This is a genomic window from Paludibacillus litoralis, from assembly GCF_037646705.1.
Taxonomy (GTDB): domain Bacteria; phylum Pseudomonadota; class Alphaproteobacteria; order Rhodobacterales; family Rhodobacteraceae; genus Pikeienuella; species Pikeienuella litoralis.
On record NZ_JBBHER010000005.1, the window covers coordinates 354427 to 369220 of the forward strand.

Below are 14794 nucleotides of genomic sequence, written 5' to 3' on the forward strand. Positions count from 1 at the left end.
CCGGTGTGGGCCGCCCCTGACCAGAACGAGACGAAAAGTCGCTTAAAGGTCGAGAGTCAGACCTTCAATCTGGTCCGGCCTCACATACCCGAGCGAGCCGGACATCATGTAGTCGAGCTGGATCTTGAAGATGCGCGCGGCCACCTTGTCGCGGTTGGCGTATTTGAACCAGATCGGGACCGCCACGTCGGTCATCAATTCCACGTCTTCCTGCGAAAGCCGCGTGACCTCGGTGCCGTCGGCCTCGAACTTGGCCCATGCCTCCAGGTCGGCTTTCTGGATCGCCGCATGGTGCATGTCCGAATAGACATGCGTCTCCATCTCGACGAACTGCCGCATCTGGGGCGAAAGCGCCTCCCATGCGGCCATGCCCACGGTGATGTCCATGAGGTCGACCGGCTGGTAGAGCGACATGAAGCCCGGAGGGCCCATGGAGATGTATTTGGTGACCTGGCTGAAGCCGAGGGCGTAATTCACCGCGGGGCCGGTGTAATCGGCCACGTCGATGGTGCCTTTCTCCAGCGCGGGGAAGATCTCGGAGCCGGGCAGAACCGTGGTTTTCGCGCCGATCGAGTCGAACACCTCGGCCACCATGCCGCCGGGCAGGCGCATCTTGCGCCCGACGAAATCATCGATCGAGCGGATCGGCACCTTGGAGTGGATGATGTTCGCGCCGTGCTGCACCGGGCCGACGAAATACATGCCCTGGCTGGCGTAAAGCTCCCGCGCGATCTCGAGGCCGCCAAGGCTGTAGAAGAACACGTCCCACTCATGCGGGTTGCGCATGCCGAGCGGATAGCTGGTCAGGAACGTCGCGGCGGGGATGATTCCCTGTGCGTAGATCGTGAACGGGTTCACCGCGTCGAGAACGCCGTTCTTCACGGCGTCGAAAAGCTGAAAGTCGCCGACGACGTCGTTTGCGCCGAAAGGCGTGAACGCCAGCTCACCGCCGGTTTTCTCTTCAATCGTGCCGCACCAGTCCTTGAAGGTCTGGAGCCCGATTCCCCCAGGCCAGGACGTCTGGATCTTCCAGGTGGTTCCCTTGGCGGCCGCCGACGCGATATGCGGCGCGGCCAGCCCGACGGCGCCGACGCCGGCGAGCGATCGAAGAACGGCCCTGCGGTTTGCGATCTGTTTCATGCATTCCTCCCTGATCGTGGTGGGAGCGTAGGCCGTCCGACAGCTTTCCGCGGGATCGCATCCCGCGAACCCGCCCTGAAGATCATCTTCATACAAGCGTGACTAAACGCCCGCCCATTGGCGAACGCATCGCCCGTTTAGAGCTGACAAGATACACCCTACCTCCTGTCGTCATTAGAGATAGAAATCGTCTCCTTTGCAAGACTGTATTCGGACGATCGTCAACTTGCCTCCGGAGTCAAACGATGTAGCCATGGGGCGGTGTCGCGGATGTCCGCCATCAAATCCGCGCTATCTACCGGAACGGGCGGGTGTAAAGATTTCAACTTATTACGCGCGCGCCCCCCTTGTCATTCCCGCGTCGATCCGGTCATTTCCCCTCTATCGAAGCGAGGCCCCTAACGGCCTGACTTTCAAGCGAGCCACTCGGCGGCTCGGGCCACCGGGGTTGGCGTCATGACGATCTACGATTTCGTGCTTCTGGTTTCGGCCGGCTTCACCGCCGGAACGATCAACGCCCTTGCGGGGGGCGGGACCATATTCACCTTTTCCGCCCTGATGGCGGTCGGGTTGCCGCCGGTCGTCGCGAACGCGACCAGCGCGGTTTCGGTCCTTCCGGGCCAGATCGCGGCGGCGGCCGCCTATCGCCGGGAGATCGCGGCGGCGCTGCGCCATCTTCGGCCTTACGCCATCATATCCGCGATCGGCGGAGTCGCGGGCGGCCTGCTTCTGCTCAAGACGGATCCCTCGCTGTTCCGGTGGCTTGTTCCCTTTCTTATCCTGTTCGCGACGGTCCTGTTCATCGCGGCCCCGAGAATCGCCTCGCTCGGGGAACGTCTGGCGGAGCGCCGCTCGTCGTCCGGACCCGGCGCGGCGGCGGTGGGGCTCCAGGGGCTCGTCGCGGTTTACGGCGGCTATTTCGGCGCGGGCATGGGCATCATGATGCTGGCGACGCTGTCATTGACAGAGGGGCGCGATTTTCACCGGCTCAACGCCGCCAAGAACATTCTGGCCTGCATCATGCAGGGGCTGGCCGTCGTGGTGTTCGTCGTTTCCGGGACCGTGGACTGGCCCTCCGTCGTCATCGTCGCGTGCGCGAGCATCGCGGGGGGGTGGGCCAGCGTCACGGTCGGCCGGCTGATTCCTCAGGCGATAATTCGCGCCCTCGTTATCGCCACCGGCCTCGCCCTGAGCGCCTGGTATCTCGTTGCGTGACACGCGCGGCCGCGGGGTGTGACACGCGCGTCCGCGGGCGCGATTCGGCGGGATTTGCGCCCCGGAAGGTTGAATTTCATCTCTCCGGCGTCGATATCTCTTGACGAAGCGGCGCGCACGTTACTCGAGAGGATACGCGAATGATCGCGCATGGTCAGGCGAATGAGGCGATTTCATTAGATCCCGTCTGGGCCAGAATCCGCAGGGAGGCGAAAGCGGTCGCCGCGGCCGAGCCCCTGATGGCCAGCCTGGTTCACGCCGTGATTCTGCAGGCGCATGGGCTGGAGGAGGCGATCAGCTACAGGCTGGCGCAAAAGCTTTACACGGACGACATGCCGCAAATGCTGATACGGCAGATCTGCGACGAGGCTGAATCCTCCGACCCGGAAATCGGGATCGCGATCCGGGCCGACATCGTCGCGATCGAGGAGCGGGATCCGGCGTGCCACCGCTATATCCATCCGATTCTGTATTTTAAGGGGTTTCTTGCAATTCAAGCCTATCGCGTGGCGCATTGGCTGTGGCGGCAGGGGCGCCAGGATCTCGCCTATCTTTTCCAGCTGCGCACATCCGAGGTTTTCGGCGTCGACATTCATCCCGCGGCGCGCGTCGGCAAGGGGATCATGATCGATCACGCCCATTCGATCGTGATCGGCGAGACCGCCGTCGTCGGCGACGATGTCTCCATGCTCCACTCGGTCACGCTCGGCGGCACCGGGAAGGAGGAGGAGGACCGGCACCCGAAGATCGGCAATGGCGTGCTTATCGGCGCTGGCGCGTCGATCCTCGGCAATGTCGTCATCGGGGATTGCAGCCGCGTCGCCGCAGGGTCGGTCGTGCTGCACGACGTTCCGCCTCACAAGACCGTCGCGGGCGTGCCGGCCAAGATCGTCGGGGAGGCCGGATGCGAACATCCGGCGCGGTCGATGAATCAGGTCCTGGCGGACGACGACGCCAAGGATATCGTTCCGACGAGTTGAGCCGGCGGGCGGGGCAGGCGCGGGGGCCGGCTCAGACCAGCATGGACATCGGGTCTTCCAGATACTCCTTGATCGCGGCCAGCAGCCTTGCGCCGAGGGCGCCGTCGATGACGCGATGGTCGACCGACAGCGTCACCGACATGATCGTCGCGATGGCGATCTCATCGCCTTTCACCACGGGTTTCCGGACGCCGGCGCCGACCGCGAGGATCGCGCCCTGAGGCGGGTTGATGACCGCGTCGAAGTTCTCGATTCCCATCATCCCGAGATTGGAGATGGAGAACCCGCCGCCCTGATACTCGTCAGGCGTCAGCTTCCGGTCCTTGGCGCGGGCGGCGAGATCCTTCATCTCGGCCGAGAGCGCGCTCATCGTTTTCTTCTCGGCGTCGCGAATGACCGGCGTGATCAAGCCGCCTTCGATGGCCACGGCCACCGCGATGTCGACGGCCTTGAACCTGAGCATGCGGTCGCCGGCCCATGCGGCGTTGCAATCGGGCACATCCTTCAACGCGAGGGCGCAGGCCTTGATCACGAAGTCGTTGAGCGAAAGCTTGACGTCTTTCTTCGCGAGCCCCGCATTCAGGTTTTTCCGGAATTCGAGCAGCGCGTCCAGCTCGATGTCGCGCCGAAGGTAGAAATGCGGGATCGTCTGTTTCGCTTCGGTCAGACGCGCGGCGATGGTGCGGCGCATCCCGTCGAGTTTGACCTCCTCGAATTCGCGGTCGGCGTAGAGCTTCCTGACCTGATCGGCGCTCGCCCCGGACGCCAGCGTCGGCGCCGCCTTCTGGGCGGGTTCGGCGCCGGCTTTCGTCTCGCCGGCCGGCTTCGCGTTCTCCACATCGACCTTTATGATCCGCCCGTGCGGCCCGGAACCGGTGATCGCGGCGAGATCGAGGCCCTTTTCGGCGGCGATCCTGCGCGCGAGGGGAGATGCGAAAATCCGCGCGCCGCCGTCCTTCTCCTTCGACGACGCCTCCTGAGGGCGCTCCGGCGCCGCCTCTTGCCGCGCCTCGGGCTCCTTTTGAGGCGCCTTCGCCGCCGCCGCCTTGTCGCTCTCCGCCGGAACCGGCTTGGGCGCTTCAGGTTTCGCGGCGTCGGCGAGCGCGCTCTCGTCTTCGCCTTCTTCGAGAAGAACGGCGATCACCGCGTTGACTTTCACGCCTTCCGCGCCCTCGGGCACGACCAGCTCTCCGACGGTTCCCTCATCGACCGCCTCGACCTCCATCGTCGCCTTGTCGGTCTCGATTTCGGCGATGACGTCCCCGGAGGAGACCTTGTCGCCTTCCTTGATCAGCCATTTGGCGAGATTGCCCTCCTCCATCGTCGGCGAGAGGGCGGGCATCGTGATATTTATCGGCATCGCGCGCGCTCCTCAGCGGTAGGTGACGGTTTTGCAGGCGGCGACAACGTCATCCGTCGTCACCAACGCCAGTTTTTCCAGATTGGCGGCGTAGGGCATCGGCACATCCTTGCCGGTGCAGTTGATCACCGGGGCGTCGAGATAATCGAACGCCTGCTGCATCAGGACCGCCGAGATATGGCTGCCGATCGAGCAGACCGGCCAGCCTTCCTCCACCGTCACGCATCGGTTGGTCTTCTTCACCGAACGCACGATCGCATCCGTATCCATCGGGCGGAGCGAGCGAAGATCGATCACCTCCGCGGACACGCCCTCCTTTTCCAGCGCCTCCGCCGCGCCGAGCGCGTATTGCATGCCGATGCCGAAGCTGACGATGGTCACGTCCTCGCCAGCACGCGCGATGCGCGCCTTGCCGATGGGAACGGTGTAGTCGTCGATCTCGGGAACGTCGAAGCTGCGCCCGTAGAGGATTTCATTCTCAAGGAAAATCACCGGATTCGGATCCCGGATCGCTGATTTCAGCAACCCCTTGGCGTCTGCGGCCGAATAGGGCTGGATCACCTTCAGCCCGGGAATTTGCGCATACCAGGCCGCGTAATCCTGGCTGTGCTGCGCGGCGACGCGCGCCGCCGCGCCGTTCGGGCCCCGGAAAACGATGGGGCACCCCATTTTCCCGCCGGACATATAAAGCGTCTTGGCGGCGGAATTGACGATCTGATCAATGGCCTGCATGGCGAAGTTGAAGGTCATGAACTCGACGATCGGGTTCAGCCCGGCGAAGGCCGCGCCTACCGCAAGGCCGGCGAACCCGTGTTCGGTGATCGGCGTGTCGATCACCCGTTTCGGGCCGAATTCATCCAGAAGCCCCTGACTGACCTTGTAGGCGCCCTGATATTCCGCGACCTCCTCGCCCATCAGGAACACGTCGCCGTTCGCGCGCATCTCCTCCACCATCGCATCCCGGATGGCTTCGCGCACGGTCTGCGATTTGAAGCTGGTTCCGGCCGGCAGGTCGGATTCTTCCGGCGTGGCGCTTTTCGGCTGCGCGGCGGGCGGCGGCGCCTCGTCTCCGTCGCCGGAGTCCGCTTTCGCCTCGGGTTTGGGCTTTTCAGGTTTCTTGTCCCCGGAAAGCGCGCTCTCGTCTTCGCCTTCTTCGAGAAGAACGGCGATCACCGCGTTGACCTTCACGCCTTCCGCGCCCTCGGGCACGACCAGCTTTCCGACGGTTCCTTCATCGACCGCCTCGACCTCCATCGTCGCCTTGTCGGTCTCGATTTCGGCGATGACGTCCCCGGAGGAGACCTTGTCGCCCTCCTTGATCAGCCATTTGGCGAGATTGCCCTCTTCCATCGTCGGCGAGAGGGCGGGCATCGTGATTTCAATGGTCATGAGCGCGCTCCCTCAAGCGTAGACATCGGTCCAGAGCTCTTCCGCGTCCGGCTCCGGGCTTTCCTGTGCGAATTTCGCGGCGGCGTTCACGGTCGACTTGATCTCCTTGTCGATCGCCTTCAATTCGTCTTCCGACGTCCCGCCGCCCATGGTCAGCAGATCGCGCACATGGTCGATTGGGTCGCGCTCTTCGCGCATTTTCTGAACCTCTTCGCGCGTGCGGTATTTCGCCGGGTCCGACATGGAATGGCCGCGGTATCTGTATGTGTTCATTTCCAGAATATACGGTCCCTTGCCGGCGCGGCAGTGTTCGGCGGCCTTGGTCGCCGCCGCCTTCACCGCCAGAACGTCCATGCCGTCCACCGCCTCTCCGGGGATGCCGAACGCCTCGCCGCGCGTGTAGAGCGCAGGCGTCGACGACCCGCGCTTCAGCGACGTTCCCATGGCGTATTGGTTGTTCTCGATCACGAAGATGCAGGGAAGCTTCCAGAGCGACGCCATGTTGAACGTCTCGTAGACCTGCCCCTGATTGGCGGCGCCGTCGCCAAAATAGGTGAAGGCCACATTGTCGTTTTCCCGATACCAGTTGGCGAACGCGAGCCCGGCGCCGATCGGCACATTCGCTCCGACGATGCCATGGCCGCCATAGAACTCCTTTTCCTTGGAGAACATGTGCATCGAGCCGCCCTTGCCGCCGGAATAGCCGTCCTTGCGGCCGGTCAGCTCCGCCATCACCCCCTTGGGATCCATGCCGCTGGCCAGCATGTGGCCGTGATCGCGATATGTGGTGACGCGCTGGTCGCCTTTCTTGGCGCAGGCTTCAACCCCGACGACGACGGCTTCCTGGCCGATATAGAGATGGCAAAAGCCGCCAATGGCGCCCATGCCGTAAAGTTGCCCCGCCTTCTCCTCGAACCTCCGGATGAGAAGCATCTCCCGGTAAAAGTGAAGAAGCTCGTCCTTAGAGGCGTTGGGGTTCTTCCGCTTGCGTGTTGCGGCCATGAATATCTTCCTCCCATACGGCGCGGCGGCCCGGGCGCCACGCGCTCGCATCGCCAGCGCCGCGTCGGCCATGTTCCATCTCTGCACGATTCCCGCGCCTTCGTTAAGAGGAAACCGGCGATTCAAATGGTTGATGACGATTTGATCAGAAGAATCCGTCGCCCGAGCGTATAACTGGTTTAACGGATAACTATCTCTTCGGGTCTGATGAAGCCGAGGACGTCGCGCGCCCGTTCGTCCAGCAGATCGAGGTCGAGGTAAGACGTGTCCAGCCGGCGGGTGAGGTTCTCCAGCCTCTGTCGCTCGACGACCAGCGCGTCAAGCTCGGCGGCGAGACGGCTCTCCTCCTGCTCGGCCGCGAGCCCGACACGGAGCCCGAGGCCGCCCTGAACGCCGCGGTGCCCAAAATGCAGGACTGCGGCGACGACGAACAGGCAGGCGCAAATATCGACGATACGGATCTTCAACCTGGTGGCGATCATCTGCCCGGCGCCTCTGTTTCACGTTCTGTCGCGCACGTTTCGTCGGATGATGCCGCACTTGACGCCGAAAGAAAAGCGCCGCAGCGCCGATGGGCCGCGCGGCGCGCGAGAAAATAGAGCGAAATCGAGATGTCGCCCGCCGCCGCGCGGGGATGCGCGGCGTCAGCGGTTGAGCAGGCGGGCCCCCGCATAGACGGCCGCGTCGCCAAGATCCTCCTCGATCCGGATCAGCTGATTGTATTTTGCGAGGCGATCCGACCGGGCGAGGGAGCCGGTCTTGATCTGTCCGCAATTCGTCGCCACGGCGAGATCGGCGATCGTCGTATCCTCGGTTTCTCCCGAGCGATGCGACATCACCGCAGTATAGGCCGCGCGATGCGCGATATCGACCGTCTCCAGCGTCTCGGAGAGAGTCCCGATCTGGTTCACCTTCACCAGGATCGAATTGCCGACCCCGCGCGCGATCCCGTCCGACAGGCGCGCCGGGTTGGTGACGAAGAGATCGTCCCCGACCAGCTGGCAGCGCCCGCCGAGCGTCGCGGTCAGATGCGCCCAGCCGTCCCAGTCGTCCTCCGAAAGGCCATCCTCGATGGAGATGATCGGATAGGCCGAAATCAGATCGGCGTAGTAATCGGTCATTTCGCCGGCGTCCAACACGCGGGATTCGCCCTTCAGGTGATAGCGCCCCTCGGAGAAAAACTCGGTCGCGGCGGAATCCAGCGCGAGAAACACATCCTCGCCGGGCCGGTAGCCGGCGCGCTCGATGGACTTGATGATGAAGTCGAGCGCGTCGCGCGTCGATGCGATGTTGGGCGCGAAGCCGCCCTCGTCGCCGACATTGGTGGCGAAGCCGGCGGCGGCCAGCTCACCCTTCAGCGTGTGGAATATCTCCGCCCCCATGCGCACCGCGTCCCGCATGGTCGGCGCGGAGACCGGAATGACCATGAATTCCTGAATGTCGATCGGGTTGTCGGCGTGGGCGCCGCCATTGATGATGTTCATCATCGGCGCGGGCATGGTGCGCGCCGCCGGGCCGCCGACATATCGGTAGAGCGGGAGGCCCGCGCTCTCCGCCGCGGCTTTCGCGACCGCCAGCGACACGCCGAGGATCGCGTTCGCGCCGAGGCGGGATTTGTTTTCGGTCCCGTCCAGGTCGATCATCGCGGCGTCGATCATGGTCTGGCGCGTCGCGTCGGCGCCCGAAATCGCTTCGAAAATCTCGCCGTTCACCGCATCGACGGCGTTCAGGACGCCCTTGCCGCGGTAGCGCTCCATATCTCCATCGCGAAGCTCGACCGCTTCATGCGCGCCGGTCGACGCCCCCGACGGGACCGCCGCGCGCCCGCGCGCGCCATCTTCAAGCAACACATCGACTTCGACAGTCGGGTTGCCGCGGCTGTCCAGGATTTCACGTCCGGTGATTTCGATGATGGCGCTCATGGCGGGCTCCGCTTGCTGTTTGTCACGCGTCTATAGGGTGAGCCGGTCCGGCGGACAAGAAAGGGCGCCGTGCGACTTTCCGCTCAAGGCGGGCCGGCGCGCATGGGAACGCCCGCGCTCCGCGCTCCCGTCCGGAGGCCGGCCTCTTCAGCCGTCTGTCTTTTCCGTCAGCTTGATCGCGGTCCAGATCGCATCCATTTCCTCGAGCGACGCCTCCGCGGGGCTTCGGCCATCCGCCGCCAGCCTCGCCTCGACGCCGCGAAACCGGCGCTCGAACTTGGCGTTGGCGCGCCGGAGCGCGGCTTCGGGGTCTATCTTCAGATGGCGGCCGAGATTGGCGAGGACGAACAGAAGGTCGCCATATTCCTCTTCCGTCCGGTCCGGTCCGTCGCTCCGCGCCGCCTCGACGAGCTCCGCCGCCTCTTCCCGGATCTTGTCCAGCACGCCCTCGGCGTCGGGCCAGTCGAACCCGACCCGCGCCGCGCGGTCCTGCAGTTTCACCGCGCGGGTGAGGCCGGGCAGGGCGGTCGGCGTCCCGTCGAGCGCGCTTTCGCGCCGCTCGCCTTTCGCGCGGCGCTCCTCGGCTTTCAGGCGCTCCCAGGAGCCGGGCTTGAAATCCTCCCGCGCCCAGTCGCCGAATACATGCGGATGCCGGCGGATCATCTTCTCCGTGATGGCCTCGACGACATCCGGCCAGCCGAAGGCGCCGGTCTCGGCCGCCATCTGCGCGTGATAGACGACCTGCAGCAGCAGATCGCCGAGCTCGTCGGCCAGATCGTCCATCGCGCCGCGCTCGATCGCATCGGCGACCTCATAGGCCTCCTCGATGGTGAAGGGCGCGATGGAGCGGAAATCCTGGTCCAGATCCCACGGGCAGCCCCGTTCGGGCTCGCGGAGGCGGCGCATGATCTCCAGCAGCCGCTCCAGCCCGGCGGCCGGATCGGCGATCAGATCGTCCGATTCGGCGCGGGGCAGGGGATGCGTGCGGGCCTTGGCGCCCCCGGTCCGAACGGGATTCAGAACGGGATCTCGTCGTCGATGCCGGAAGAGAAGCCGCCCGAAGACTGGCCTCCGCCGCTCCGGTCGTCATAGCCTCCGCCGCCGCCGCTCCGATCGTCGTAGCCGCCCCCGCCGCCGCCGCCTTCGCCGCGCCCGTCCAGCATCGTGAGCGTCGAATTGAACGGGCGGAGGACAACCTCCGTGGAGTACTTGTCCTGCCCGCTCTGGTCCTGCCATTTGCGGGTCTCAAGCTGACCCTCCAGATAGACCTTCGAGCCCTTGCGCAGATATTGCTCGGCGATTCGCACCAGCGGCTCCGAGAAGATCGCCACCCGATGCCACTCGGTGCGCTCGCGCCGCTCGCCGCTCGCCTTGTCCTTCCATGTCTCGGACGTGGCGACGCTGAGATTGCAGACCTTGCCGCCGTTGGCGAAGCTCCGCACTTCCGGATCTCGGCCCAAATTGCCGATCAGGATCACCTTGTTGACGCTGCCCGCCATGTCCGCTCCTTGTCGATTCCGTGTTCCGGGCGACCCTAACCCTTACCGGCGCGCCGCGCCATTCATCGACGCGGCTTTTTGGGGGGCGGCGTTTTGGGCGAGGCGCCGCTTTGATTCCGCTCCGCGACGGCATATGTGAAGGCGATCGGCGGCGCCTTCGGCCTCGCCGGCGTTCACGATACAGGCGGGCCATGGCCGAACGGAAATTCCTGTCGATCCGCGGCGCGCGGGAGCATAATCTGAAGGGGATCGACGTCGATCTCCCGCGAAATGCGCTCTGCGTGATCACCGGCCTCTCCGGCTCCGGCAAGTCGTCGCTCGCGTTCGATACGATCTACGCGGAAGGGCAGCGGCGGTACGTCGAAAGCCTCAGCGCGTATGCGCGCCAGTTCCTGCAACTGATGCAAAAGCCCGATGTCGATCACATCGAAGGGCTCTCGCCCGCAATCTCGATCGAACAGAAGACCACGAGCAAAAACCCCCGCTCCACGGTCGGAACGGTGACGGAGATCTACGATTATCTGCGCCTCCTCTTCGCGCGGGTCGGCACGCCCTATTCGCCGGCGACCGGCCTTCCGATCGAGGCGCAGCAGATCTCGGAGATGGTGGATCGCGTCATGGCGATGGAGGAGGGCGTGCGCGCCTATCTTCTCGCCCCGATCATCCGGGACCGGAAAGGCAGTTACGCCAAGGAGTTCGCGGAGCTTCGCAAGCAGGGTTTCCAGCGCGTGAAGGTGGATGGCGATTTCTTCGAGCTTGAGGAGCCGCCGGTTCTCGACAAGAAATTCCGCCACAACATCGATGTCGTCGTCGATCGGATCGTCATCCGCGAAGGGATCGAGACCCGCCTCGCCGACAGCTTCGCCACCGCTCTCGGGCTCGCCGACGGGATCGCCGTGGTGGAGACGGCGCCGGCGGAGGGCGACCCGGCGCAGACGGTGTTCTCGGAGAAATTCGCCTGTCCCGTCTCCGGATTCACGATTTCCGAGATCGAGCCGCGCCTGTTTTCATTCAACGCGCCGTTCGGCGCCTGCCCGACCTGCGACGGGCTCGGACACGAGTCGTTTTTCGATGAGAATCTCATCGTTCCGGATCAGGCCCTGCCGCTGAACAAGGGCGCGCTCGCCCCCTGGGCCAAAACCAACAGCCCCTATTACCGCCAGACCATCGAAGCGATCGCCAAGGCCTACGGCTTCGATGTCTCGGATCCCTGGCGCGACCTGCCGGAGCTTGCGCGCGAGACGCTGCTGCATGGTTCCGGAGAGCGGAAGATCAAGTTCCGATACGACGATGGCGGCCGCGTCTATGACGTGGAGCGCCCGTTCGAAGGCGTCATTCCGAATCTCGAGCGGCGTTACCGCGAGACTGAATCGCAGATGGTGCGGGAGTCGTTCGAATCCTACCGGAATGAGCGCCCCTGCGGCGCCTGCGGCGGCTATCGCCTTCGCGAGCAGGCGCTCGCGGTGAAGATCGCCGGCCTCCATATCGGTCAGGTCACGCGCATGTCTATTCGCGAGGCGGCGGCCTGGGCCGGCGCGGTGTTCGAGACGCTCTCGCCTCAGAAACAGGCCATCGCCGGCGCGATCCTGAAGGAGATCCGGGAGCGGCTGGGGTTTCTGGTCAATGTCGGGCTCGACTACCTGACGCTCGCCCGCGCCGCCGGCACCCTTTCCGGCGGCGAGAGCCAGCGCATCCGCCTCGCCAGCCAGATCGGCTCCGGCCTCACCGGCGTTCTCTACGTGCTGGACGAGCCGTCCATCGGCCTTCATCAGCGCGACAACGACCGCCTGCTGACCACCCTGAAGAATCTCCGCGATCAGGGAAACACCGTGATCGTGGTCGAGCATGACGAAGAGGCGATCCGCGCGGCGGATCACGTCGTGGACATCGGCCCCGGCGCGGGCGTGCATGGCGGCCATGTCATCGTCGCCGGTACGCCGCAGGACGTTATGGCGTGCGAGACATCGCTGACCGGGGCGTATCTGACCGGGCGCCGCGCGATCCCCACGCCGGGCGAGCGCCGGGTCGGCAATGGCGGAAAACTGATCGTCGAAGGCGCCAGCGGCAACAACCTGAAAGATGTCACCGTGGAGATTCCGCTCGGAACCTTCACCTGCGTCACGGGCGTTTCCGGCGGCGGCAAGTCGACCCTGACGATCGAGACGATCTACAAGACCGCCGCGCAACGGCTGAACGGGGCCCGCGCCATTCCGGCGCCATCGCGCTCGATCAAGGGGTTCGAGCATCTCGACAAGGTGATCGACATCGATCAGTCGCCGATCGGCCGCACCCCGCGCTCGAACCCGGCGACATATACCGGCGCCTTCACGCCGATCCGGGACTGGTTCGCCGGCCTGCCTGAATCGAAGGCCCGCGGGTACAAGCCGGGGCGCTTTTCCTTCAACGTGAAGGGCGGGCGCTGCGAGGCGTGCCAGGGCGACGGCGTCATCAAGATCGAGATGCACTTCCTGCCGGACGTCTATGTCGAATGCGAAACCTGCAAGGGCGCGCGCTACAACCGCGAGACCCTTCAGGTGAAGTACAAGGGCAAATCCATCGCCGAAGTGCTTGATATGACAGTAGAGGATGGGGTCGAATTTTTCTCCGCCATCCCGACGATCCGCGACAAGATGGAGACCCTGGAGCGGGTCGGCCTCGGCTATATCAAGATCGGGCAGCAAGCCACGACCCTCTCCGGCGGCGAGGCGCAGCGCGTGAAGCTCTCGAAGGAGCTGGCGAAGCGCGCCACGGGGAGGACGCTTTATATTCTAGACGAGCCGACGACGGGTCTTCACTTCGAGGATGTGCGCAAGCTTCTTGAAGTGCTGCATGAACTGGTGGACGCCGGCAACACCGTACTCGTGATCGAGCACAATCTCGACGTGATCAAGACCGCGGACTGGATCATCGATATCGGCCCCGAGGGCGGGGACGGCGGCGGCGAGGTCATCGCAATCGGAACGCCCGAGACGGTTGCGGCGGTGAAAGACAGCCATACCGGCCGCTATTTGCGCCCGCTCCTGAAGCGCGCGCGCGTCGCCGCCGAATAAACGCTCCGCGCGCAAGTGGTTCTGTGTTACGCTTCCTAGTGGTATTCCCGAGGAGGCCACGCCATGAATGTGCAGAAGGTCATTTCCGGCAAGAAGATACAGTCGGTCGAGATCATATCGGCTCAGGAGACGCTTGCGGCCGCGGCCGCAAGTCTTGCGTCGAAGAAGATCGGCGCGTTGATCGTCCTGGACCGCCGCGGCGGGGTCGCCGGCATCATTTCCGAGCGCGACATCGTGTGGCGGGTCGCCGCCGAGGGCGCGACCTGCCTGACGAGTCCGGTCGCGTCGGCGATGACCAAGGCGGTGAAGATCTGCGCGCCGACGGACACCGTCGCCTCCGTGACCCAGCAGATGACCGAGGGCCGGTTCCGCCACATGCCGGTGATGGATGGCGGGCGGCTCGTCGGCGTGATCTCGATCGGCGACGTCCTGAAGGCGAGGATGGATCAGATCGAGATGGAGAATCGGGCGATGGAAGACATGATCAGAGGGATCTGACCGTCGCGTCCTCCGATCCCGAGCGCTCCCGGAGCCGATTTTCGCCCGATCGCGCCGGCGGAAACGCGTGAGAAGAGCGTTTCGGCCAATCCGCCCTTGACCCGACCCGCAACAATGCTGTTTGCCTTCCGCGGCGTCAGCAATGGGAGAAAGCGCGCATGCGGATCGGATTTTACCCGGGGACGTTCGACCCCGTCACCCGCGGGCACGGCGACATCGTTCGCCGCGCGCTCCGGTTGGTTGACCGCCTGGTCATCGGCGTGGCCGTCAATCGCGACAAGGGGCCGCTCTTCAGCCTGGAGGAGCGCGTGGAGCTGCTTCGCGCCGATATCGGCGCGATCTGCGGCGAGGACGCGGCGCGCGTCGATGTGGAGCCGTTCGAGGATCTGCTGATGCACCGCGCGGAGCGGGTGGGCGCCTCGATCATCATCCGCGGTCTGCGGGCCGTGGCCGATTTCGAATACGAATATCAGATGGTCGGCATGAACCGGGCCTTGAACGACGAGATCGAGACGGTGTTCCTCATGGCGGAGGCGCAGCATCAGGCGATCGCCTCGCGGCTGGTCAAGGAGATCGCCCATCTCGGCGGCGACGTCTCGCGGTTCGTCACGCCGCGGGTGAAATCGGCTCTTCTCGAGAAGTATCGCCGTTGACCCGACGCGCCCGGCTGCTTAGGTGCGGGCTGAATCATGTTAAGGAGATATCAGGATGCCGTTTCGGTTTCTTACGGTTCTGTTCG

At 64.6% G+C, this 14794-nt stretch carries 13 protein-coding genes; 5 read left to right on the forward strand and 8 right to left on the reverse strand.

What is annotated here, in order from left to right:
* Positions 1 to 42: 42 nt before the first annotated feature.
* Positions 43 to 1140, reverse strand: a complete 1098-nt coding sequence (gene dctP, locus WG921_RS10845) for a TRAP transporter substrate-binding protein DctP (protein ID WP_340109247.1) — start codon at positions 1138 to 1140, stop codon at positions 43 to 45.
* A 456-nt stretch (positions 1141 to 1596) separates the two neighbouring features.
* Between dctP and WG921_RS10850 the strand changes: the two genes are divergently transcribed.
* Both WG921_RS10850 and cysE read left to right on the forward strand, forming a co-directional pair.
* Positions 1597 to 2355 carry a sulfite exporter TauE/SafE family protein gene (locus WG921_RS10850; RefSeq protein WP_340109248.1) on the forward strand — a complete coding sequence of 253 codons (759 nt, stop codon included), beginning with the start codon at positions 1597 to 1599 and terminating at the stop codon, positions 2353 to 2355.
* 140 nt (positions 2356 to 2495) lie between these two features.
* Positions 2496 to 3335 (forward strand): serine O-acetyltransferase, encoded by an 840-nt coding sequence (gene cysE, locus WG921_RS10855; RefSeq protein ID WP_340109249.1) that lies wholly within the window; start codon positions 2496 to 2498, stop codon positions 3333 to 3335.
* A 31-nt stretch (positions 3336 to 3366) separates the two neighbouring features.
* On the opposite strand, the gene WG921_RS10860 is transcribed toward cysE, so the two are convergent.
* From WG921_RS10860 to ssb, 7 genes are all read right to left on the reverse strand, one after another.
* Complete coding sequence (locus WG921_RS10860; protein WP_340109250.1) at positions 3367 to 4695, reverse strand: pyruvate dehydrogenase complex dihydrolipoamide acetyltransferase; 1329 nt, start codon at positions 4693 to 4695, stop codon at positions 3367 to 3369.
* Positions 4696 to 4707: 12 nt separating this feature from the next.
* On the reverse strand, positions 4708 to 6084 hold the full coding sequence (locus WG921_RS10865; protein WP_340109251.1) for a pyruvate dehydrogenase complex E1 component subunit beta: 1377 nt from the start codon (positions 6082 to 6084) through the stop codon (positions 4708 to 4710).
* Positions 6085 to 6096: 12 nt separating this feature from the next.
* Positions 6097 to 7086, reverse strand: coding sequence for a pyruvate dehydrogenase (acetyl-transferring) E1 component subunit alpha (pdhA, locus tag WG921_RS10870; protein ID WP_340109252.1), 990 nt, complete (start codon positions 7084 to 7086; stop codon positions 6097 to 6099).
* A 179-nt stretch (positions 7087 to 7265) separates the two neighbouring features.
* Positions 7266 to 7568, reverse strand: coding sequence for an FtsB family cell division protein (locus WG921_RS10875; RefSeq protein ID WP_340109253.1), 303 nt, complete (start codon positions 7566 to 7568; stop codon positions 7266 to 7268).
* Between the two features lie 162 nt (positions 7569 to 7730).
* Entirely contained in the window at positions 7731 to 9008 is a 1278-nt protein-coding gene (eno, locus tag WG921_RS10880; RefSeq protein WP_340109254.1) for a phosphopyruvate hydratase, read from the reverse strand.
* Positions 9009 to 9155: 147 nt separating this feature from the next.
* A complete protein-coding gene (gene mazG / locus WG921_RS10885) occupies positions 9156 to 9959 on the reverse strand; it encodes a nucleoside triphosphate pyrophosphohydrolase (RefSeq protein ID WP_340109321.1) in 804 nt (267 codons plus the stop codon).
* A gap of 65 nt (positions 9960 to 10024) precedes the next feature.
* Complete coding sequence (gene ssb / locus WG921_RS10890; protein WP_340109255.1) at positions 10025 to 10507, reverse strand: single-stranded DNA-binding protein; 483 nt, start codon at positions 10505 to 10507, stop codon at positions 10025 to 10027.
* Between the two features lie 191 nt (positions 10508 to 10698).
* On the opposite strand from ssb, the gene uvrA reads away from it, so the two are divergent.
* From uvrA to coaD, 3 genes are all read left to right on the forward strand, one after another.
* Entirely contained in the window at positions 10699 to 13557 is a 2859-nt protein-coding gene (gene uvrA, locus WG921_RS10895) for an excinuclease ABC subunit UvrA (RefSeq protein ID WP_340109256.1), read from the forward strand.
* Between the two features lie 63 nt (positions 13558 to 13620).
* On the forward strand, positions 13621 to 14055 hold the full coding sequence (locus WG921_RS10900; RefSeq protein ID WP_340109257.1) for a CBS domain-containing protein: 435 nt from the start codon (positions 13621 to 13623) through the stop codon (positions 14053 to 14055).
* 158 nt (positions 14056 to 14213) lie between these two features.
* A complete protein-coding gene (coaD, locus tag WG921_RS10905) occupies positions 14214 to 14708 on the forward strand; it encodes a pantetheine-phosphate adenylyltransferase (protein WP_340109258.1) in 495 nt (164 codons plus the stop codon).
* Positions 14709 to 14794 lie beyond the last annotated feature (86 nt).